Genomic DNA, 21,822 nt, shown 5'->3' with positions numbered 1-21,822 from the left:
AAACAACTGAGTATAAAAATGCATAACAGATTGACTTGAAATCTTCTTGATTATGGACAATAGTCAATGAGTATATGTGTTTCAGCATTTACGCTTTTTTGCAATTTACAGGTTTGATCACTTGAAAGTTTGACAGAAGAGATTTAAAACATTGAATAGTACATAACAAGGATCAGATATGAAGCTTTATTATTCTCCAGGTGCATGTTCATTAGCATCACATATAATTTTAAATGAAATTAATGTCGATTTTGATTTGGTCCGTGTTGACCTAAAAAACCATAAAACAGAAAAAGGGGTGGATTATTACGAGATCAACCCAAAAGGTTATGTACCTGCATTAGAAATCAACCCAGGTTTGATCCTGACCGAGAACGTGGCCATTTTACCGTTCCTTGCACAACATGATCCTAAACAAGACTTAATTCCTCCATCAGGTTTAGGTCGTGCCAAAGTTTTAGAATGGCTTGGCTATTTGAACTCAGAATTACATGATGCTTATGCCGTATTCTTTGGTGCTCCACTAGATGCAGACGCTAAAGAAAAAGCCTATGCAGAAATTGATCGTTTATTGACATATATCGATAAAGCGATTGGTGAATCGGATAACGACTACTTGGTCGATGATAACTTCGGCCCAGCAGATGCCTATCTCTTTGTACTGACAAATTGGTCAAATGGCATCGGACATGATTTAACGCCATATAAAAATATCATTGCATTACGCAACAAAGTTGCAGAGCGCCAATCAGTTCAAATTGCGATGCGTGATGAAGGATTGATTCCTTAAAAGATGTTTCGCCCGTAAAAGTAATTCGCATTTTTTAAATGATTTTTAAGCCGATTCGACGGAGTCTTACATTTAGCGTTTGAATAAAGGGTTTAGCCTTCGGCTGGAGGTACTTTTGTTTAGGCAAAAGTACCCAAAACCATTGTCATCCGCAAAACTCGTTCACTACCGTCTAATTTTTCAAAGTATCGCAAAAACATTTTTATTAGAAGTAGCTCTGTCTCAAACAATTACGGATGACGATACCGCGTATCATTCTTTTATTTGAATCAAATTACGTTTCTGATTTTACTGCGTAACATCAGTTCTTTAAATTCAGTTTTGAAATTGAATAAACAAACCGCCGAAATTGGCGGTTTGTTTATTGCTAGATTGGCATTGCTCAGGTTCAACTTAGTACTCGAACTGTGTATAGAAATCATCAAAGTTAATATTTTTAAGCGTCAGTTGCTGTGGTGCTTTGAAGGTTGACCATTTGGTTTGAGTTTTGGCATCTTCAAACATATTGCCGCCTACAATTTCCTTACGTTTTAAGGTCGAAAAATTATAGCTTTTCGATGTTTCTTCACCAGAAGCTCGGTGAAAGCTACTGTAGTCAAAACCAATCAGGTCAAAGCGTTGATTTTGCCAACGGAAGGTGTAACTATGTCGGGGCCATTCCCAGCCACCACAAGCCATAAAATAACTAAAATGAACGAGTAAATTGCCTTTACTGATTTGGATGTCTTCTGCTTCAGCAAGTGGATCAAGTAAGCATGAATTCGGCTGCTGAGCGACTGGGATACTATGGTTTTCAACGATACGTTGATATCCCTTTGCGGTTTTAAAAAACACGATGAGTTTTCGTGGATGGTTATGAACGACTTTTCCATCGTCATCATAGGTCACCACATCGACTTTTTGTTTTTCCACGATCATCGCAACATCTGGCATTTGATCTTTGTTTAGGTCGCCAGTCGTAGCCATCAAAATGTTCCAACCTTGCGGTGCAAGTGATTTGGCTGTGCTGGGCACTTGGGCTGACAGCCAACTAGATGCGGCACAAAGACTAAAAGTACAAAATATATGGGATATTTTCATTGTTATTAGGTTTTAAAATCAAAAAAAGGACTCTATAGAGTCCTCTTTTATACCGTGATTGAGTTCTTATTTAAAGAAGTATCCGGTTTCAGGTGAACTGGCATTTGCCATGCGTTTACGCGGCATACGTCCTGCTAGGAACGCTTCACGACCGGCTTCAACTGCTTTTTTCATCGCTGAAGCCATCAGAACAGGGTGTTGAGCTGCTGCAATTGCTGTATTCATTAATACGCCATCACAGCCCAATTCCATCGCTATCGCTGCATCACTTGCTGTACCTACACCCGCATCGACCAAGACAGGCACTTTGGCATTGTCTTTAATGATCGAAATAGTATGTGGGTTGAGAATGCCTAAACCTGAGCCAATGAGACTACCTAAAGGCATAATGGCTACACAGCCCATGCTTTCCAGTTCTTGTGCCACAATCGGGTCATCTGAGGTATAAACCATGATTTCAAAGCCATCGTCAATCAATGTACGTGCAGCTTTTAAAGTCTCGGTAATATTTGGATATAGGGTTTTCTCATCGCCTAAAACCTCAAGTTTAACCAGATTGTGACCATCTAATAGTTCACGCGCCAACATACAAGTACGAACCGCGCTGTTCGCATCGAAACAACCGGCTGTATTTGGCAAAATCGTATATTTCTCAGGTGGAACTACAGAAAGCAAGTTCGGCTGGTCTGGATGTTGACCAATATTCACACGGCGAATGGCAACGGTCACAATTTCAGCACCACTAGCTTGAATGGCCTGGTCAGTTTCCGTTAAGTCCTTGTACTTACCTGTACCAACTAAAAGTCGTGAATTAAATGTACGTGAACCAATGATTAGGGGTGTATCTTCCATGGGAGCTCCATTTTAGCCGCCACCTACGGCATGAATAATTTCAATATGATCTTGCTCTGCAATTGGGGTTTGTTCCAATTTACTTTTCGAGATGATCATTTCATTTTTTTCAACAGCGAAGCGTTTGCCTTCCAGTTGTAATTGTTGAACCAATTGCAAGAGGTTGACACATTCGGTTTGTGTAGCTTCGCCGTTTAAATAGATTTGCATTTTTGGATTCCGTTCTTGCTGCCTTACCTATTGAATAAGGCCAAAATCTGTTGTTAATTATTTTGCGTATTTAAATGCATTCCAGGCCAATATGAGCCATCCAGCAATCATCAGCGCTCCACCAATTGGGGTAATGGCACCGAGACCACGTGGTAAGCCTAGAGCCATCACATATAAAGAACCACAGAAGAAGAAAATACCAACTTGTATAAGGAGGAAACTAGCTTTAATTGGAAGTTGGGGAATGACTTTGGATAAGATCGCGAGGGCAAGTAAGCCTAGTGCATGGTAAAAGAAATAGTCCGTTGCAGTTTGCCACCAAGCCAATTGGGCTTCAGTCGCGCGCGCTTTTAATCCGTGTGCACCAAAGGCACCAAGCATCACAGCAAAAGCTAAGTTAAGTGCGGAAATGGCAATCCACATGTGCATTCACCTTAACAAAATTTGCGCATAACCATAGCATATTTAGCGCGCAGGGTTAAAGCAAAAATGCCCAAAGTTTTTGTGTTGTAGTTTGTCATTCAATACTATTCAGACATAAAAAAGAGCATCGAAATGCTCTTTTTTAGAATGACTGGGAAAAGTCTTCAACTTAGTTTGAAGACATTGCGACTTTAATTTTTTCCATCGCATTTTTTTCCAACTGACGAATACGTTCAGCAGATACATTATATTCCGCCGCCAATTCATGCAGTGTCGACTTTTCGTCATCTAACCAGCGACGTTGTAAGATGTTACGTGAACGATCATCCAGCTGATCCATGGCTTCATGTAAAGCTGAAGTGCTTTGTTCTTCGTAGTCTTCATCTTCCGCTAAACGCGCAGGGTCGTAACGGTTATCTTCGAGATAAAGGGCAGGAGCGACATGGGTCGAACCTTCATCGTCGTCATCACCTTGAGCTTCAAACGCAGCATCATAAGCGGTTAAACGGCCTTCCATTTCCAAGACTTGTTCAGGTGTCACATTTAAGTCATTGGCAATCGACTGTGCTTCAGCCAAAGTTAATTTTTTAGATGACTTTTTTAAGCTACGTAAATTAAAGAATAATTTACGCTGCGCTTTAGTGGTCGCAATTTTGACAATACGCCAGTTACGAATCACATATTCATGAATTTCTGCTTTAATCCAATGCACAGCAAAAGATACGAGACGTACGCCCATATTTGGGTCAAAACGTTTTACCGCTTTCATTAAGCCCAAGTTACCTTCTTGAATCAGGTCACCTTGTGGCAAGCCGTAGCCTGCATAGCTACGTGCGATATGCACAACAAAACGAAGATGCGACATCACCAGCATTTTAGCTGCGTCTAAATCTTGGTCGTAATAATAACGCTCGGCCAGCTCTTTTTCTTGTTCGGCCGATAAAATTGGAATCTGATTAACAGTACTAATATAAGCACCAAGATTCACCCCAGGTGCCGATAATGACAGGGGCATCAATTGATTGCTGCTGTCACTCATGTTTTCTCCTTGAGAACTAAAAATGGGTAAGCCCAATAACTAAGATTCATCTTAATCCAATATTTCCGTAAATTATGGAAAATTGGGTATAGAAATGTAAACTTTTATTCAATTATGAAGCAATTTAGTTTAACTGAATCTTTTTAAGATTCAATTAAGTAATGAAACTCAGAATCTGAAATTTTGCGCATTTCACAGTTTAACTGATGTATTTGACAGTATCGTGATACATCTTGTTGGCTGTGCGGATCCGATGACATTAACAATAAAGATTGGTCTGGACTTTTCTTTAAAGCTTTTTTGAGCATCAATAGTGGCATCGGGCAGGGTTTACCCATTGCATCTACAGTTAAAAGCGAATTTTGGCTGTCACTCACGAAGCAGATCCAACATGTTTACATTTCAATGGAAATATTAGCAAATACAGTGCCAAATCCCAACCTAAAATAGGTAAAAATCCTCTGTAATTTATAACTCAAACGATGTGAAAAAATAAGAATATTCAAAAGGAAAATAGATCAAAAAAATCTATTAATTGCGGTAAACCCGTGTTAAGCTCGTTGCGTTGTTAAGATTTTTGTTGGCTGTGAAGCCTCTTAACTCTTGATATATTTGGATGTAACCGGGATTTTGTTGATAGTTTTACAGAATGATTACAAGCTTAGAAATAAAAATATTTTTTTTAACCTTGTTTGGTCTGCTGTTTGCAACACCGGGTGGTCCTTCTTTTTTAAATACGATAAGGATTAACTTATGACAGCTCGTGAACAAGGCGTTGTTAAATGGTTCAACGACACTAAAGGCTTTGGCTTTATTCAACGTAACGGCGGCGACGACGTATTCGTTCATTTCCGCGCAATTATGGGCGAAGGCCACCGTTCACTTCGTGACGGCCAACGCGTAGAATTCAGCGTTGTTAAAGGTCAAAAAGGCTTCCAAGCTGAAGAAGTACAACCTTTAGACTAATCGTCTGAATGTACTCAAAAACGCTCCAATGTAAATTGGGGCGTTTTTTGTTTATAATGCTTCAGCAATTTTGTGATTATTCAATTAGGGCACATCTATATGTCATCAGGTTTTGAAACCTTAAATTTACATCCGAACCTTAAAAAAGCCATTGATGCTTTAGGTTTTAAGGATATGACGCCTATTCAGCAAAAGGTTTTAAAATTTACATTGGCTGGACATGACGCTATTGGTCGTGCTCAAACTGGTACTGGGAAGACTGCGGCTTTCTTGGTCAGTGTGATCAATGACTTGTTGAATAATCCAATTAAGGAACAGCGTTATCGTGGTGAACCGCGTGCATTGATTCTTGCACCAACCCGTGAGCTTGCATTGCAAATTGAAAGTGATGCTAAAGAATTAGTGAAATACACTGATCTCAATGTCATGACTTTGCTCGGTGGGGTAGATTTTGATAAGCAAAAAAATCTATTAAATCGTAATTTTGTCGACATTATGGTTGCAACCCCAGGTCGCTTAATTGACTTTGTGGAACAAAAAGAAGTTTGGCTCGATCAAATTGAATTTTTAGTGATTGATGAAGCTGACCGTTTATTAGATATGGGCTTTATCCCATCTGTAAAACGTATCGTGCGCTTTTCACCACGTAAAGAACAACGACAAACTTTGATGTTCTCTGCAACATTTAGTTATGATGTTTTAAATTTGGCACAGCAATGGTTGTTTGAACCAGTAACTGTTGAAATTGAACCTGAGAAAAAAACCAATGCAGATGTAGAGCAACGTGTCTACATGGTGGCGAAGTCTGATAAATATAAATTATTGGAAGACATCTTACGTGATGAACCAATTGAAAAGGTCATGATCTTTGCCAACCGTCGTGATCAAGTGCGTAAACTTTATGATCATCTCAAAAAAGACGGTTATAAAGTGGTGATGTTGTCAGGTGAAATCGCTCAAGATAAGCGTTTGAAAATGCTTGATCAGTTTAAAAATGGTCAACATAACATCATGATTGCAACAGACGTTGCAGGTCGTGGTATCCATGTCGATGGCGTTTCTCATGTCGTGAACTTTACACTTCCTGAACAGTCTGATGATTATGTACACCGTATCGGTCGTACAGGTCGTGCAGGAACACGTGGTGTCAGTATTAGTTTCTTGTCTGAAGATGATGCTTTTTCACTACCTGAAATTGAAAAAGCCATTGGTCAAAAATTACCTTTAACCCGTTTAGACGGTTATTGCTAATTTTTGCTTCAAAAAAAGCCTGCAGATTTGCAGGCTTTTTTTATTTCATCTCGACTATTTCATAACAATTATTTCATGACGATAATTTCATTTTGAGTTAATGACAAAACGACATCACAGACTAACGTTTTAGTTGGCACGGCAACTAAAGGTCAGTACAGTTTGGTAATCATCATCTTTGCTGATACTGCCGCTATTTCCTGTAATGGTGCCAAGTACGCCAGCCGCAGCCTGAATCATTTGACCTGTCTTTTCATCGACCACGCCTTTTAATACACCGTTGTATTCTTGCTTTTCATCTACCACGACAGGGGTCGCATTTTTACCACAGGTACTATTTGCAGCTGCAATTGCATTATTTTTTGCCGCTAAACTGGTTTTACCTACGGCGGTCACTTCATATTGATTATTTGGTTTTTGAATCGCTAAAGATTTTGTTGGCGTAGATGTACATGCAGCTAAAAGCACAGTTGCGCTTAGCGTGCTAACAATGGCAACAGTTTTGTTGAATTTTTTCATGCGGTGCCCCGAGTTAGAAATAATTTGATTTATTTGAACATAAAATTTCTTATAGAACAGGGAACTGCTGTACAAGTTATGCGGTTTTTTTATAGTAAATCTGTGAATAAAGCTGACTTAACAAATAAGCACCGAGTCTGACGTAAACATTCTAGAGTAAGTTATTGAGAATATGCTAATCTTGAGCAAACGTTTTAAAGTACAGTGTATAGATGTCAATTCTAAAATCAGCAGTTGATACAGTTCATCAAAATATTCATCAGCGTCAGTCGATTGGTCATTTAATTGAACCTGCGCCGAATGCTGAGCAATTGGAAAATGCGTTTCAAGCCGCTTTAACGGCGCCAGATCATCATCGTCTTAAGCCTACGCGTTTCGTGATTATTCCTGAAACTGAACGTGAAGCATTTGGTGAGTTGCTTTCACATGCTTTAGCCGATACTGGACAAACAGAAGAAGCGCAGTTGGAACGTGTGAAACACCATCCATTTCGTGCGCCACTCTTGGTTTTGGCTTTAACTCAATTACAAGATCATCCCAAAGTTCCGCATTTCGAACAAATTTTAAGTTCAGGCGCAGCAGTACAAAACTTTTTGCTCTCTTTACAAGCACAGGGCTTTTCAACCATGTGGCGTAGTGGGGCGGTGGTTGAATCTAAATTGTTTAAACAAGCCTTAGGCTTAACGGAAAACGATTTGATTTCAGGCATTATTTATATCGGTACAGCAGTGAAAGCAATTCCACCGCGTGCTGAAATACAGTCTGCTGACTTTGTAAGCCATTGGCATAAAGCAAACCAATAAAAGTGAAAAATAGGTCGATTGAACAAGATCGATCAGTAAAGAAATTAGGATAAAAGAACAATGTCAGAACTTGATTTTGCAAGTCTTGTTAGCCCTGTGTCAGTTGATCAAAAAACTGCACTGCGTGTTACGGTGCTGGGTGGTGGGAGTTTTGGTACTGCGATGGCTAATACTGCAGTACGTAATGGCTGTGACACCATGATATGGATTCGTGATGAGGCGGTAGCTGCGGACATCAATGCAACACATATTAATAAACGTTACTTGCCAGATTTTCAATTAGAAGCAGGTTTGCTCGCTGTTTCAGATTTAGAAGAAGCAGTATGTAATCGTGACATTATTTTGGTAGCCATTCCGAGCCATTCTTTCCGTAGTGTTTTACAGCAGATCAAGCCTTTTATCACGTCACAAGCAGTGGTGTCTTTAACCAAAGGTATTGAAGCCAATACCTTTAGCTTTATGAGCGATATTATTCGTGAAGAACTTCCTGAAGTCCCTTATGGTGTGCTTTCAGGGCCAAACTTGGCGAAGGAAATTGTTGCGGGGCAACCTGCGGGGACTGTGATTGCAAGCCAATCTGAACTGGTTCGTTATGCTGTTCAACAAGCGCTGCACAGTGCATTATTCCGTGTATTTGCAAGTGATGATGTGCATGGCGTGGAATTGGGCGGTGCTCTGAAAAATATCTATGCAGTCGCGATGGGTCTAGCTGCGGCTTATGGTGTCGGTGAAAATACCAAGAGTATGATTTTGACACGTGCTTTGGCAGAAATGAGCCGTTTTGCAGTGAAATTAGGCGCAAACCCATTAACATTCCTAGGTTTATCTGGTGTCGGTGATTTATTTGCAACTTGTAGTAGTCCGCTCAGTCGTAATTACCAAGTCGGTTTTGCACTCGGCAGTGGTAAAAGCTTAGAACAAGCGACCAAAGAACTAGGACAAACTGCGGAAGGGATTAATACTATTGTGCAAGTACGCGCACGCTCTGAAGAGCTCGGTGTGTATATGCCAATTACCAGTGCATTGTATGAAGTGATTTTTGAAGGTGCGCCGGCCCTGAACATTGCTTTGTCATTGATGAAAAATGGACATCGCAGTGACGTTGAATTTGTCTTGCCACATCAGCAAGTTTAAGTTTGCTGATTAATATGCAATACACATAGCTTTGTCATACTGGCTGTATATAATGTGCGGAATAGAATAAGGAAATTTTATGCAACTGACATTGGTTAGGCATGGCGAAGCTGCTCCGCCAGTAATGGGGAATGATGAAAAGCGTCCTTTAACAGCGCGCGGACAAACTCAAGCGGCAGAAACTGCAGCATATTTGAAAGATATAATTCAACCAGACGTTTTTGTGGTGAGTCCGCTACTGCGGGCGCAGCAAACACTTTCATCTTTGCAAAAACATTTTCCACATGTACCTGTGGTTATTTGTAATGCCATCAAACCTGAAGATGATGCCAAAGTTGCAGTGGAATGGTTGTCACATTTACCGTATGAGTCTATTGTTGTGGTGTGCCATATGAACGTTGTGGCACATATGGCCAGTGTTTTGGTCTCAGAATATTTTAATCCCTATGCTTTGGCAGAAGCGCGTATTTATGAACAAGCGGTCATTGCTCCAGGGTTATCGACACAAATTAAAACGTTTATACCATCAACATAAAAACCAATTAAAACGGCAGAAAAATTAATGTTGTATTTATGGATGCCCGAAGCCAATGGGGTTTGGCAATGGTCAGAAGGGGATTTCTGGAAGCAGTCATCGACACTTGAACAGTTGATTCAGGAAATTCAGCCGCATGCGGGAAAGGAAGCGGTTGTTTTCTTTCCGAGTCGTGATGTACAAATCATTCAGCAAAATTTTCCAAAAAACCAATATAAAAAACTTGGCCCAGACGGCGTAAAATATTTACTTGAGGAATATGTCATTTTGCCTTTGGATGCAATGAAAGTATTGCATCATTTTCAAAGTCCAGATGAATTAACGGTCATGGGGATTGCACATAGTGCAGTCGAAACGATGCAGCATGCTTTGACGCTAATTCCTGTAAAAGTTATTTCGTTATTACCTGACTTTTTGGTCTTGCCAAGTCCAGAAGCAGGGCAACATGTTTTGGCAAATGTCAGCGGTCATTTATTGGTCCGAAATAGTGAATATGTCGGTCAGTCTGTTGATGATTTGGCATTGTATTTAGATTATCAAATTGGTCAGCCGAACTATAAGATTTCAAATCTAAGTTCAGATCAGACGCATAGTCTTGAAGCCGCTGTAACGCATGATCACATTGAATCTTTTCATTATGAACTACCCAATATAAAAAAACCGAAACAACATCCACTCAATGTTTTGCCGAAAGCCAAAGCCAATAGTGGTGTGGGTGGCTATTGGAAAGCATGTGCAGCAGTTTTGGTCGCGGCTTTAATTACACAGTTTAGCTATGATACAGTTCGTTGGTATCAATACAAAAAAGTGGCTAATATCACTGCGGCACAAGCGATTGATCAGTTTAAATATTGGTTTGGGCAAAGCTATCCTGTCACTGAACAAACGCTGAAAAGCCAGTTCGAGTCACAATTGCGTCAGAGTCAAACAGGCAATGCGCAGGCGCTGTCCTTACTGAGCCGTGTTGGTCCTGTTCTAATGCAAAACCAAATTTCTGCAAATCGTGTGAGCTATGAAGCCTCGATGTTAAATATGGAGCTAAAAGCCAATTCGGCAGAAGTACTGCAAACCCTAACCAATCAATTAAAACAACAAGGTTTTAAAGTTGAATTAGGGAATATTCAACCAAGTGCCAACGGCGCGATTGGATTGGTGAAAATACAATAATGATAAAAATGGAAAACCTACAGCAACGTATAGATGGGCAAATTGAGCGCATCACTGATTATTTAGACCAACTTTCTACTCGTGAACGAGTCATGGTGATCTTTACCACGATTTTTGTTGTAGTGGCAGCGATTGGTTCGGCACTGTTTTATATGAACAAAGCTGCAAATTTTCAACAAAAGCGCGTGAATGAACTCAAGGATACTGTTGTTTGGATGCAAAGTAATGCTGTCACGATGAAACCAGCAGGTGATACACAACTGAGCGCGTTGGAAAAAGTTCAGCGTGTATCGCAACAACAGGGCTTGTCAGTAGCATCTCAACAAGTCGGCGAGCAAATACAGATTGCTGTGATGCATGAAAATTATGCAATTCTGGCCAATTTTTTGACGCAATTGGTTCAAATGGGCTTAAGTATTGAAAAGATGGAATTAAGTTCTGAAGCGGGACAGGTCAAATTAACAGCGAGTGTGCAATAATCGGTAAAAATAAAGATCTGCTAAGCATGGTGTTTTATTTGTGCTGTGCCTATAATATGCCGACTTAAAAAGCAGTAGACTTTTATAGATATGTTGTATTCTCTAGCCCGCCCTTTGTTGTTTACTTTAGCACCAGAGCGTGCACATGAGCTGACATTATCGCTGTTGAAATCTTCTCACAAGATGGGAATGATGCGTCAAAACGTGGCGTCTAAACCAGTGACATGTATGGGAATCGAATTTCCGAATCCAGTTGGTTTAGCAGCCGGTCTTGATAAAAACGGTGCTTATATCGATGCGCTGGCGAGCCAGGGCTTCGGCTTTATTGAAATTGGTACAATTACACCACTTCCACAATCAGGAAACCCTGAACCTCGTTTATTTCGTTTACCGAAAGCAAAAGCCATTATTAACCGTATGGGTTTTAACAACGATGGCGTGGATCGGCTGATCGAAAATGTCAAAGCTGCAAAATTTAAGGGTGTACTTGGGATCAATATCGGTAAAAATGCAGTCACACCTGTTGAAAAAGCAGTTGACGATTATCTGATTTGTCTAGAAAAAGTTTATAACTACGCTTCTTATATTACGGTTAATATTTCATCTCCTAACACAAAAAATCTTCGCAGCTTACAAAGCGGTGATGCTTTGACTGAACTGTTAGAGACGCTCAAGAAACGTCAACTCGAGTTGGCGGATGAAAATCAACATTATGTACCCTTAGTACTTAAAGTTGCACCAGATCTAGAACCAGAAGACATTAATTTTATTGCACAACAATTGTTAAAATTTAAAATTGATGGTCTGATTGTCACCAATACGACTTTGTCACGTGAAGGTGTTGAAGGCCTTCCATTTGGTGATGAAGCTGGTGGTCTATCCGGCGCGCCAGTCTTTGAAAAAAGTACGGCATGTTTGGCGGCTTTTGCTAAAGTATTAAACGGTCAAATTCCATTGATCGGTGTGGGTGGTATTTTGTCGGGCGCGGATGCTGTTGCGAAACAAAAAGCAGGAGCAAGCCTTGTACAAGTGTATAGTGGCCTCATATATACAGGTCCGACACTTGTAAAAGACTGCGTAGACGCATTGTAAATATCATGAATACCATTGATATCTTTATACTGATTATTTTGCTCATTGGAGGGCTTAACGGTTTGCGTCAAGGATTTGTAAAAGCCTTTGCGAACTTCATTGGATGGATTCTTGCACTTGTCATTGCGGCAAAGTATGCAACCGTCCTTGCACCTTCGATGACATCTTTAAGTACAGATCCAGTGGTACAAAAGATTGCCGCGTTCGCATTTATTGTATTGTTGATTGTAGTCATGACTTGGGTCGCTACATGGTTATTGAACAGTATTTTGAAAACATTAAAGCTCGGTCCGTTAAATCGACTGGCGGGTGGTGTTTTTGGAAGCTTAAAAGGATTGTTGGTGGTGCTGATCACTATGCAGGGACTAGGTCCTTGGGTAGAAAGTTCACCACATTGGAAACAATCTAAAATGGTTCAGTCATTATTACCATACGCGCCTTGGGCAACCGAATTGTCCAAAGATGCTGCAAATCAAGCACTTCATCATATTCAGTCTGAAGATGCTCAGAAATCTTCAGACCTCCCATCTGATTCACAGAACATGCACGGACGTTCTGGATCGGGTGATTCAACAAATAATCCTTTTTATTAACCCTAGCTTGTCTGCGAGGTTGCTATGTGTGGAGTAGTTGGTATAGCTGGTAAATCACCTGTTAACCAAATGTTGTTTGATGCGTTAACGATGTTACAACATCGTGGACAGGATGCAGCCGGGATCGTAACTTGTCAGGATGGTCGTTTATTCCTGCGTAAAGATACGGGTATGGTACGTGATGTGTTCCACACACGTCATATGCGTGCATTACAGGGTAATTATGGTATTGGCCATGTTCGTTACCCAACTGCTGGTTCTTCTAGCAGTGCTGAAGCTCAGCCATTCTATGTAAACTCACCTTATGGCATCACGCTTGCACATAACGGTAACTTAACCAATGCTGCTGAAATTCATGATGACTTGTTCAAGACTGACTTACGTCATATGAACACTGATTCAGACTCAGAAGTATTATTAAACGTATTTGCTCACGAATTGCAAAAACGCGCAAAACTTACACCAAGCGCTGAAGATGTATTCCACGTGGTTTCACGTGTGCATGAACGTTGCAAAGGTGGTTATGCGGTTGTTGCTATGATCACCGGTCAGGGCCTTGTGGGTTTCCGTGATCCAAATGGTATTCGCCCATTGATCTACGGTTCGCGTGAGACTGAAAATGGTATGGAATATATCATTGCGTCTGAATCTGTCGCAATTACAGCGCTCGGCTTTAAGGTTGAGCGTGATATTGCACCGGGTGAAGCAATTTATATTACTGCTGATGGCGTGATGTCGACCAAGCAGTGTGCAGTAGCCCCTGAATATCGTCCTTGTATCTTTGAATACGTATATTTTGCGCGTCCAGATGCAACCATTGACGGTATTTCAGTTTACAAAGCACGTTTGAAAATGGGCGAAAAACTTGCTCAGAAAATTCTACGTGAATGGGGTGATGAGCACGATATCGATGTCGTGATCCCAATTCCTGATACTTCACGTACTTCTGCGCTCGAGCTTGCAAATACCTTAGGTGTGAAATTCCGTGAAGGCTTCATGAAGAACCGTTATATCGGTCGTACCTTCATTATGCCGGGTCAGCAACTTCGTAAGAAATCTGTGCGTCAAAAGCTAAACCCTGTAGAGCTAGAGTTCCAAGGCAAAAACGTACTATTGGTCGATGACTCGATTGTACGTGGTACGACTTGTAACGAAATCATTCAAATGGCGCGTGACGCGGGTGCGAAAAAAGTATTCTTTGCGTCTGCTGCACCGATGGTGAAATATCCAAACGTGTACGGTATCGATATGCCAGCCAAATCTGAACTGATTGCGTCTGAACGAAGTGTAGAAGAAATTCGTGAAATCATTGGTGCTGATCGCCTAATTTTCCAAGATTTGGAAGATTTGAAATCTGCAGTACGCACCAAGAAAGTCCCTGAGTTACAGGACTTTGATTGCTCGGTATTTGATGGTAAATATGTGGCAGGCGGTATTGATGCTGAATATTTAGCAGCATTAGAGCGTAAGCGTAATGACTCTGCAAAAAATGAAAAGCCAGCTTATATCGATGTTAACATTGATGCAGCTTCTGTGGATTTAACAGGTGTTCGTGAAGAATAATCTGCTGAAAACATACTGAAAAAGCGGGAATTTCCCGCTTTTTTCATTTATGATGAGCAAACAAAAGACAATGTAGCTTAAGGGTATTACATTGAGACGTGTGGGTTATGATTTTATAAAAAACAAAAATATGTTTTGGCCTGTCACCATGTGTATGGCGGCAGTGTTTTTGACCGTCGCAATTATTAATGTAATTGTCGGTTTAATTGTGGATTATTATGATTCCACTCAGTCTATCTATTGGCATGTTCTTAGCCCATTTTTAGTGGCTGCTGTACTGCTGATTATGTTGGTTTCAGTTCTCTATGATTTTTACACCTTTCGCTTAGGTGGTTATTCACTTGCTAAACAGTTGGGTGCGCGTCGTCTGAGTCTGATAGAAAGTATTCCTGAAGAAAGTGTTGCACTGCGTATGACTGAGCAGCTGGCAGATACCTTTCTAATCGATACTCCTGCACTTTATGTCTTACCCGATGAAGTGGGTGTAAATGCACTCACCGCAGGTTTTAGCCCTCGAGATACATCGATCATTTTAACCTGGGGTGCCTTACAAACCTTAGATGAGATGGAAATGTATGGTTTGCTGAGCCATGAATTTAATAAAATCTTGTCAGGGGAAGCTGCGGAAAATACCCGTTTGAAAATCTTATATAGCGGTTTGACGACCTTTAGTCAGTGGGGTAGTAAAATTGCAAAACGTGGTTTCTATAAAAATGGACAAGCACGGGACAATAAGTTTGAAACCCTCTTTGTAGCGATTGGCGCGGTCATTTGGTTGATCGGAAGCTTGGGTGTATTGATTTCCCGCTTTATTAAATATATCTCTTTGGGTTCTCGAACCTATCGTAATGACCAGAAAACCAAACGTCTGATTCAAAATGATGCCAATATTCAAACCTTATTAAGGATTTATGTGCATCATTCAGGTTCGCAAATTCATAGTGAATATGCGGAATCGATTTCTCATATGTGTTTTGCAAACTCACTCAGTCCGCAAAACTGGATGAATATTCATCCGAGTATTGAACAGCGCATTTTTGAATTAAATCCAGCGCTCATTCATGATTTACAACTAGAAAATTTAAAAAAACTGCGAAACCAACCGCTATTTTATTTATTCCGTTCACTAGAAGAAGCTAATCCAGATGTTGCAACACCATGGAACTCGCCACAACCATTACCTTTACTGCGCTTGTCACCGATTAGTTTTGCGATACGAGATGCAATTAAACCGTTGAACCCCGAGATTCGTGAAAATTGGCAGCGGCCTGAATTGATCCAACGTGCCTTGCAAACAGCAACGGGTTCGCGTGAGGTGATGGTTGCTATTTTAATGATTCGTCAGTATCGAGAGTTTATTCCGACTGAAGCTGAAGTGAGTCGTGCGATTGTGGATGCCTTATTGAATCTTGATGGTCGTGTGCATATCTCAATTTTTCATGAGGCATGTAAAAATATTGGTACCATGCCAGCAACAATTTCACGGCAGTTCTTAACCAAGCTGGCCAAAATTATTCAGGAAGATGGTGAAATTGGTTTGCTCGATGCATTACTACTTGAAACAGTCAAATATGAGTTAAATCTGTTGCCTGCACATACACCTACATCTTTAGAAGATGTAAAACCGAGTATTGTGCGTTTGATTGATGCCTTGTTGCATGTGCAACAAATTAACAGTGATAACCAACTCGAAGTACGTGAAAAAATCCTCAATCGAATCTTAACGAAAGAAGAACTAGAGTTTTATCGTGATATTTCTGATGAGCCAATAGACTTGGCTGAAATCCTAAATGATATTTCAGGATTGTTGCTGCGTGAGCGTTTAAGCATCCTTGGGGTTGCAGAAGTATGTCTATGGAATGATCGAATTATCACGCAAGATGAGTTGGATGTTTTGCAGTTGCTATATTGGCGTATTGGATTTGAATCAGCTGAGATAGTTGAACTAATGCAAAAGAAAAATAGTTTGATGATCGTATAATTATTTATAGCGGCTTGATTTATGAATAAATTGTTTAATTTTAAGTCAAAATTAGTCTGAGCAATTCTAAAGAATCTTTAAAGAAATAGTATGATCTAATTGATTTATAAAAGTTCAGCAAAACAGAGTGAATCCCGTTAGAATATCAAGCCTTGAATAGGTGAAAATGAAAGCATGATTGGGCATCAGCGAAGCATAATGGCGGCAATGGGAATTGATGTATGGATTCCTCAGGCGGCACCGTGTCAGCAATTTAGCTCAAATATCTGGCGAGATCAGGCGGCTCCTGAAATAGTCTCTGAAATTCTACTCAAAAATGAGCCTCAGCCAACGCCTGTTTCATCACAGACTGAGCTTAAAAACAACGTTGATGTTGTTGTAAATCAACCTGTAGAAGCACCTAAGGATGAACCAAAGGTTTTTGAACATGTTGAAGTTCGTCCGATTGTTCAAATCCCTTCGTTTAACTTAGAAGCCATCTGTTTAATGCACTGTGTCATTGTCATTGATGCCACCGAATTAACTGCAGAGCAGCAAGTTTTGTGGAGCAATATTCAGCGCGCAGTCAGTGCCGATTTCTTTGCTTTACAGTGGCCATTTGGTTGGGTGAATTTGCAAGATGGTCGTGGTGCAGCATCTTATGTGCAGGGCTTTATTGATGCGATGAGCTTGGATAAAAATGTTATTTGCTTAGGCGATATTCCGCATTTAGAGCATGCGAAGGTGTATCCATTGGCATCTTTACAGCAAATGATTGAACAGCCTTTATTGAAAAAACGCTTATGGCAATTTATGCAAAATAAGGCAGGACAAAATACTTAAATTACGTAAATGGAAAATTTATGCAAAAAAAAGTAGTGGTTTTTAGTCAAATAGATCAAGAAATAATTCAACGTTTAGAACAGCAATTTAAAGTTTTCCAAATTAGCCCTAAATTGGGTGATGTGAATCAGCAAATTCTTGAGCATTCAAAAGATGCTGACGCCATGATCGGTGCGGGACGTTTGTTGAATGCTTCGAATTTAGAGCATGCATCACAATTAAAAGTCATCTCAAGTGTAAGTGTCGGTTATGATAACTATGATCTTACATTTTTAAACCAAAAAAATATATGGTTGAGCCATACTCCGCATGTATTGACGGAAACTACAGCAGATTTAGCCTTTACCTTGCTGATGAGTGCAGCACGGAAAGTGCCTGTATTGGATCAATGGACCAAACAAGGGCAGTGGAAGCGTACAGTGGGCCCTGAGCAATTTGGCATGGATGTCTTTGCTAAAACCATCGGAATTATTGGCTTAGGACATATTGGAGCAGCGATTGGGCGTCGTGCTCGCTACGGCTTTAATATGAATGTGCTCTATCATAATCGCCGGGAAAAAATTGAATTGGCTGAATCTTTATCAGCGCAATATTGCGATTTGGATGATTTGTTGCAACGTGCTGACTTTGTGGTCGTTGCAGTGGATTTAAATGCAGAATCCAAAGCTTTAATTGGTGAACGTGAGTTGGCCTTGATGCAATCGCATGCGGTATTGGTCAATATTTCACGGGGTTCAGTGATTGATGAAGCCGCATTAATCGATGCATTAAGTCGTGGTCAAATTTTTGCAGCAGGCTTAGATGTGTATGAGCAAGAGCCACTTCAAGAATCCCCATTATTTACATTAGCCAATGTCGTGACATTACCCCATGTGGGTTCAGCAACAGCGGCAACCCGTAAACGTATGGCAGAGTTGGCTTATCAAAATTTAGTGGATGTTTTGGTACATGAGCGCGCGCCACGCTATGTGGTTAATCCAAAATTTGAATAAACAATCACAACAGTTTTCTCCATAATTCACCAAAATTCAATGCTATATTCGATGAAGTACGAATATGAAATTTAGAGAATAGACTTTGAAAAAGATTTTACTGGCATGTGGTCTCGGGCTTTGTTCGACATTGGCGCAGACGCAGTCCGTAGATTTTAGTTCATCCCCACAATTTTCTGTGCCTGAAATTGGTAGTGGCGTCGGCTTGTTGGATCAACAAAAAGAGCGTGCCATTGGCGAGAAGGTGTATCGTGAGGTGCATCGTCAACTTCCTGTGACTGAAAATCCGTGGATGGAAGATCGTCTTTTATCTGTCTTTACGCATATTTTGAGCCAAACTCAACTTAATCAACCGGTCGGATTGTTATTAATTAATGATCCACAAATTAATGCTTTTGCTGTACCGGGTGGTTTATTTGCATTAAATGCGGGATTAATTAATTCAGCACGCAACATGGATGAAGTGGCAGGGGTGATGGCGCATGAAATTGCACATGTATCACAACGTCATTACAGTCGTTCACAAGAAGCCTTTAAAGGGCAAGGTTTATTGTCACTAGCCGGTATTTTGGTCGGAGCCTTAGTGGCCTCACAGGCAGATGGTGATGTCGGTGCGGCTGTAATGATGGGCTCACAAGCCGCTTTGATGGATAAGCAATTAACCTATAGCCGCAACCAAGAACGTGAAGCAGACCGTATCGGGATGCAGTATATGTATCGTGCTGGATACAATCCGCAGAGCATGGCTGACTTCTTTGAAGTGATGCATCGTTCTACGAGTCGAGTGAGCTTTCTGCCTGATTTTTGGTTGACGCATCCATTAACCACGGAGCGTATGAGCGAAGCGCGCTTACGCGCCAATCAGTTGCCTCAAGTTAAAACCAGTTTGGTTGATCAAGATTTTGAAATTCTGCGTTGGTATAGTCGAGTACTGTCAGGTCAGGCAACTGAATTGCAATTAAATGCGATGGTGGCGCAAAAGAATTATGCAGCTGAGTTGGCTTTAGTGAGCTTACATATTAAACAAGGTGACTTTAGTGCTGCTCAAAAGTTATTAAATGAAGCGGCAAAACAAAATTCATCGCATGCACTTTTTATTATTTTACAGACCGATGTGCTGTTGGGTCAAAACAAAGCGGCCGCTGCCGTGAACGCTGTGAAAAGTTCGGCAATCATCATGCCTGAAAATCGGGCATTAAATTATAAATATGCAGAGGCTTTGATTCGAAACAAAGAATATACGCAAGCACAACTGATTCTACAGCGATTTTTACAAGCAAATCCGCGTGACTTGAGTGGTTGGCGACTGATGTTGCAAATGGCTGATGCAGACAAAGATGCAAGCTTCCGTTCGGTCAATGTGCTGCGATATCGAGCTGAAGTAGAGTATTGGGGTGGGGATGAAGAGCGCGCGATTAAATCTTTGCTACAGGCGCAGCGCATCGCCAAAGACTCGAAAAGTCTTGCTGCGAAAATCAAGCAACGTGTAGACGAAATGCAAATTGAACGGAAATTAAAAATATAAAGATTTCAAATGTGATGCACTTATCTATGTCGATTATAAAGTGCAAATTGTAGTTTTAGTGGTTTAGATTAATCAGTGTAAACTAGCTGGATGTAAAATGTTTATGATTAAGAACTTACAAGTGAAAAATATGATTTTGGCGGCCTGTCTGTTGGGTTTAGCAACGAATATTGCAGCAGCTAGCGCAGAACAATATGTGATTGCTGTGAATGATATTAACGAAAAATATAAAACCGATGTACGCCAATTTTTTAGTCAGTTAGATCCGCAGCAACAGGGATTTAAAGCAGACCAGCAAGTGAAATACTGCGGTATTGTTCAGACTTATGTAAATGATCTATATCGTGCTGCAGACGAAAATCGTGCATTTTTAGATCGTGAGTACCGTAATATGAATAAGCAGGATGTGATTCAGCAGGTGATCGCATCAAAAGAGATGCAATTATTAAAAAAATATAATGTGCAGTGTGCCCTAAATTAAAATTGGTTTTACAAACATTTTAAATCATTGCGAGAAACTGAAAAAAATGAAACTCGATGATTTTGATATAAGTCATGGCAGAATCACGCTTCAGTTGATTCAGCGTCACGATGCAAAAGCACTTTATGAAGCGATCTGTCAAAGTATAGAGACCTTACGAATGTTTCCTGCAAGTTTGGCTTGGTCCTTACAAGAACCTAATTTAGATGCTTCATTGGCATTTTGTGATTCGAGAGTGTTGGCTGCGTTAAATCAGGAAAATTTTGTTTATGTGATTCGTGAGCAACAGTCGCATAACTTTCTAGGTGTCATGGATATTCATCAAATCAATTGGATGGAAAACCAAGCTAACGTTGGGTTTTGGGGAAATGTTGAATTTAAAGGGCAGGGTTTGATGACAGAAGCTTTGCAGTTATTTGTGGATCAATTATTGAATGATCTAGGATTTCAGCAATTAAACGCTTTTGTAGATGTAGAAAACAAGCAAGCACGACGTCTATGTGAACGAGCAAATTTTAAATTGATTGAAATCGAACAAGCTGCAATTCAAAATCCAGTAGATGGAAGTTGGCGAGATATTTGTAAGTATGAAATCGTTAGATAAGAAAGAAAATTATAAATGATGAATAAATTTGAATTTGGATAATTTGGCTATTTAAGTCATTAGCGTACTTAAATAGACCAAATCAAACAATATAGATGAAAGATTAAGAGAGTTTCGCTTTAATTTTAGCTGAAACTTGTGCAGGATCGGCACGTCCGGCTATGAGCGGACGTAGAGAGTTCATCACCTTACCCATATCTTTCATGCTAGTAGCTTCTTGCGCAGTAATTGTTTGCGCAATGATGGAATCAAGTTCTTCCTCAGTCATAGCTTCTGGTAGAAATTGAGATAACACCTCAATCTCGGCTTGTTCCTTACTAGCTAAATCATCTCGGTTTGCACCTAAAAAGGCTTTAACCGATTCTTTGCGTTGTTTGATTTGCTTTTCAATGACCGCAAGAACTTGGTTATCGTCAAGCTCTATGCGCTCATCGACTTCGATTTGCTTGATTGCTGCCTGTAGACTACGTATTACCGTTAACTTATCCATTTCTTTAGCACGCATTGTTGCTTTCAAAACTTCAGTTATTTGGTTTTTTAAAGTAGTCATTTATCTTGTCCAGGTTAGTCAATCAATCACAAATTAATCTTAGTAAAGGCGAGTAGTACGTACTGATTCGCGAGCCAATTTCTTTTGGTAGCGTTTAACAGCAGCAGCTTTTTTACGTTTACGTTCTTGAGTTGGTTTTTCGTAGAATTCACGTTTACGAACGTCAGCAAGAACACCTGCTTTTTCGCATGAACGTTTGAAACGACGGATAGCTACGTCTACTGGTTCGCCTTCTTTCAATTTAACTTGTGGCATGAAGAATCCTCATTAAGTTATGGATAAGATCTCGGGTCGAATTACCCTTGATCACAAGTGAAGGTCAGTATTTTACTCATTTACATCTCATATCACAAGTCTATAATAGGTTTCGC

The 21,822-nt window shown here is 40.3% G+C and carries 26 protein-coding genes; 17 read left to right on the top strand and 9 right to left on the bottom strand.

What is annotated here, in order from left to right; all coding sequences use genetic code 11:
- Nucleotides 1-178: 178 nt before the first annotated feature.
- On the top strand, nt 179-790 hold the full coding sequence (locus MST16_RS10020) for a glutathione binding-like protein (protein ID WP_078188886.1): 612 nt from the start codon (nt 179-181) through the stop codon (nt 788-790).
- A gap of 393 nt (nt 791-1,183) precedes the next feature.
- On the opposite strand, the gene MST16_RS10015 is transcribed toward MST16_RS10020, so the two are convergent.
- From MST16_RS10015 to MST16_RS09990, 6 genes are all read right to left on the bottom strand, one after another.
- Complete coding sequence (locus MST16_RS10015) at nt 1,184-1,756, bottom strand: hypothetical protein (RefSeq protein ID WP_180003022.1); 573 nt, start codon at nt 1,754-1,756, stop codon at nt 1,184-1,186.
- Nucleotides 1,757-1,936: 180 nt separating this feature from the next.
- Nucleotides 1,937-2,722, bottom strand: a complete 786-nt coding sequence (locus tag MST16_RS10010; RefSeq protein WP_078193631.1) for a thiazole synthase — start codon at nt 2,720-2,722, stop codon at nt 1,937-1,939.
- Between the two features lie 12 nt (nt 2,723-2,734).
- Entirely contained in the window at nt 2,735-2,932 is a 198-nt protein-coding gene (thiS, locus tag MST16_RS10005) for a sulfur carrier protein ThiS (RefSeq protein ID WP_111885686.1), read from the bottom strand.
- 57 nt (nt 2,933-2,989) lie between these two features.
- Nucleotides 2,990-3,355, bottom strand: coding sequence for a DUF423 domain-containing protein (locus MST16_RS10000; RefSeq protein WP_180010328.1), 366 nt, complete (start codon nt 3,353-3,355; stop codon nt 2,990-2,992).
- 169 nt (nt 3,356-3,524) lie between these two features.
- Nucleotides 3,525-4,394, bottom strand: a complete 870-nt coding sequence (gene rpoH, locus MST16_RS09995) for an RNA polymerase sigma factor RpoH (RefSeq protein ID WP_078188879.1) — start codon at nt 4,392-4,394, stop codon at nt 3,525-3,527.
- Between the two features lie 143 nt (nt 4,395-4,537).
- Nucleotides 4,538-4,732: a sulfurtransferase TusA family protein gene (locus MST16_RS09990; RefSeq protein WP_168378952.1), complete on the bottom strand. Its 195-nt coding sequence runs from the start codon at nt 4,730-4,732 to the stop codon at nt 4,538-4,540.
- 415 nt (nt 4,733-5,147) lie between these two features.
- On the opposite strand from MST16_RS09990, the gene MST16_RS09985 reads away from it, so the two are divergent.
- Together MST16_RS09985 and rhlB are read left to right on the top strand one after the other, a co-directional pair.
- On the top strand, nt 5,148-5,360 hold the full coding sequence (locus tag MST16_RS09985) for a cold-shock protein (RefSeq protein ID WP_005014923.1): 213 nt from the start codon (nt 5,148-5,150) through the stop codon (nt 5,358-5,360).
- 99 nt (nt 5,361-5,459) lie between these two features.
- Entirely contained in the window at nt 5,460-6,611 is a 1,152-nt protein-coding gene (gene rhlB, locus MST16_RS09980; RefSeq protein ID WP_180003018.1) for an ATP-dependent RNA helicase RhlB, read from the top strand.
- Between the two features lie 129 nt (nt 6,612-6,740).
- Here the strand turns inward: rhlB and MST16_RS09975 are convergent, their stop codons facing one another.
- Entirely contained in the window at nt 6,741-7,130 is a 390-nt protein-coding gene (locus MST16_RS09975; protein ID WP_078188876.1) for a hypothetical protein, read from the bottom strand.
- Between the two features lie 212 nt (nt 7,131-7,342).
- On the opposite strand from MST16_RS09975, the gene MST16_RS09970 reads away from it, so the two are divergent.
- From MST16_RS09970 to MST16_RS09905, 14 genes are all read left to right on the top strand, one after another.
- Nucleotides 7,343-7,933, top strand: coding sequence for a nitroreductase family protein (locus tag MST16_RS09970; protein WP_171525909.1), 591 nt, complete (start codon nt 7,343-7,345; stop codon nt 7,931-7,933).
- Between the two features lie 60 nt (nt 7,934-7,993).
- Nucleotides 7,994-9,067, top strand: a complete 1,074-nt coding sequence (locus MST16_RS09965) for an NAD(P)H-dependent glycerol-3-phosphate dehydrogenase (RefSeq protein WP_180010330.1) — start codon at nt 7,994-7,996, stop codon at nt 9,065-9,067.
- A 79-nt stretch (nt 9,068-9,146) separates the two neighbouring features.
- A complete protein-coding gene (locus tag MST16_RS09960; RefSeq protein WP_078193626.1) occupies nt 9,147-9,602 on the top strand; it encodes a histidine phosphatase family protein in 456 nt (151 codons plus the stop codon).
- Between the two features lie 27 nt (nt 9,603-9,629).
- Nucleotides 9,630-10,769 carry a type II secretion system protein GspL gene (gene gspL / locus MST16_RS09955; protein WP_180010331.1) on the top strand — a complete coding sequence of 380 codons (1,140 nt, stop codon included), beginning with the start codon at nt 9,630-9,632 and terminating at the stop codon, nt 10,767-10,769.
- A complete protein-coding gene (gene gspM / locus MST16_RS09950) occupies nt 10,769-11,248 on the top strand; it encodes a type II secretion system protein GspM (RefSeq protein WP_168378926.1) in 480 nt (159 codons plus the stop codon). The genes gspL and gspM overlap by 1 nt, the downstream gene beginning before the upstream one ends.
- 90 nt (nt 11,249-11,338) lie before the next feature.
- Nucleotides 11,339-12,340 (top strand): quinone-dependent dihydroorotate dehydrogenase, encoded by a 1,002-nt coding sequence (locus MST16_RS09945; protein ID WP_180010332.1) that lies wholly within the window; start codon nt 11,339-11,341, stop codon nt 12,338-12,340.
- A 5-nt stretch (nt 12,341-12,345) separates the two neighbouring features.
- On the top strand, nt 12,346-12,933 hold the full coding sequence (locus MST16_RS09940) for a CvpA family protein (RefSeq protein WP_180010333.1): 588 nt from the start codon (nt 12,346-12,348) through the stop codon (nt 12,931-12,933).
- A gap of 24 nt (nt 12,934-12,957) precedes the next feature.
- On the top strand, nt 12,958-14,496 hold the full coding sequence (gene purF, locus MST16_RS09935) for an amidophosphoribosyltransferase (RefSeq protein WP_078193623.1): 1,539 nt from the start codon (nt 12,958-12,960) through the stop codon (nt 14,494-14,496).
- A 91-nt stretch (nt 14,497-14,587) separates the two neighbouring features.
- Nucleotides 14,588-16,477 carry a M48 family metalloprotease gene (locus MST16_RS09930; RefSeq protein ID WP_180003010.1) on the top strand — a complete coding sequence of 630 codons (1,890 nt, stop codon included), beginning with the start codon at nt 14,588-14,590 and terminating at the stop codon, nt 16,475-16,477.
- 174 nt (nt 16,478-16,651) lie between these two features.
- Nucleotides 16,652-17,299, top strand: a complete 648-nt coding sequence (locus tag MST16_RS09925; RefSeq protein WP_180007307.1) for a hypothetical protein — start codon at nt 16,652-16,654, stop codon at nt 17,297-17,299.
- Between the two features lie 20 nt (nt 17,300-17,319).
- Nucleotides 17,320-18,291: a D-glycerate dehydrogenase gene (locus MST16_RS09920; protein WP_180010335.1), complete on the top strand. Its 972-nt coding sequence runs from the start codon at nt 17,320-17,322 to the stop codon at nt 18,289-18,291.
- 85 nt (nt 18,292-18,376) lie between these two features.
- Nucleotides 18,377-19,816, top strand: a complete 1,440-nt coding sequence (locus tag MST16_RS09915; protein ID WP_180010336.1) for a M48 family metalloprotease — start codon at nt 18,377-18,379, stop codon at nt 19,814-19,816.
- A 121-nt stretch (nt 19,817-19,937) separates the two neighbouring features.
- A complete protein-coding gene (locus tag MST16_RS09910; protein ID WP_111885700.1) occupies nt 19,938-20,297 on the top strand; it encodes a hypothetical protein in 360 nt (119 codons plus the stop codon).
- Nucleotides 20,298-20,343: 46 nt separating this feature from the next.
- Nucleotides 20,344-20,901, top strand: coding sequence for a GNAT family N-acetyltransferase (locus tag MST16_RS09905; protein ID WP_180007304.1), 558 nt, complete (start codon nt 20,344-20,346; stop codon nt 20,899-20,901).
- 103 nt (nt 20,902-21,004) lie between these two features.
- Here MST16_RS09905 and MST16_RS09900 read toward each other — a convergent pair whose 3' ends face one another.
- On the bottom strand, nt 21,005-21,451 hold the full coding sequence (locus MST16_RS09900) for a GatB/YqeY domain-containing protein (protein ID WP_180010337.1): 447 nt from the start codon (nt 21,449-21,451) through the stop codon (nt 21,005-21,007).
- 39 nt (nt 21,452-21,490) lie between these two features.
- Nucleotides 21,491-21,706, bottom strand: coding sequence for a 30S ribosomal protein S21 (gene rpsU, locus MST16_RS09895; protein WP_001136722.1), 216 nt, complete (start codon nt 21,704-21,706; stop codon nt 21,491-21,493).
- Nucleotides 21,707-21,822 lie beyond the last annotated feature (116 nt).

Source organism: Acinetobacter sp. YH16040_T (assembly GCF_024605785.1).
Lineage (GTDB): Bacteria > Pseudomonadota > Gammaproteobacteria > Pseudomonadales > Moraxellaceae > Acinetobacter > Acinetobacter amyesii.
The sequence above is the reverse complement of the archived record's forward strand: the minus strand, read 5'-3'. Positions and strand labels throughout refer to the sequence as shown.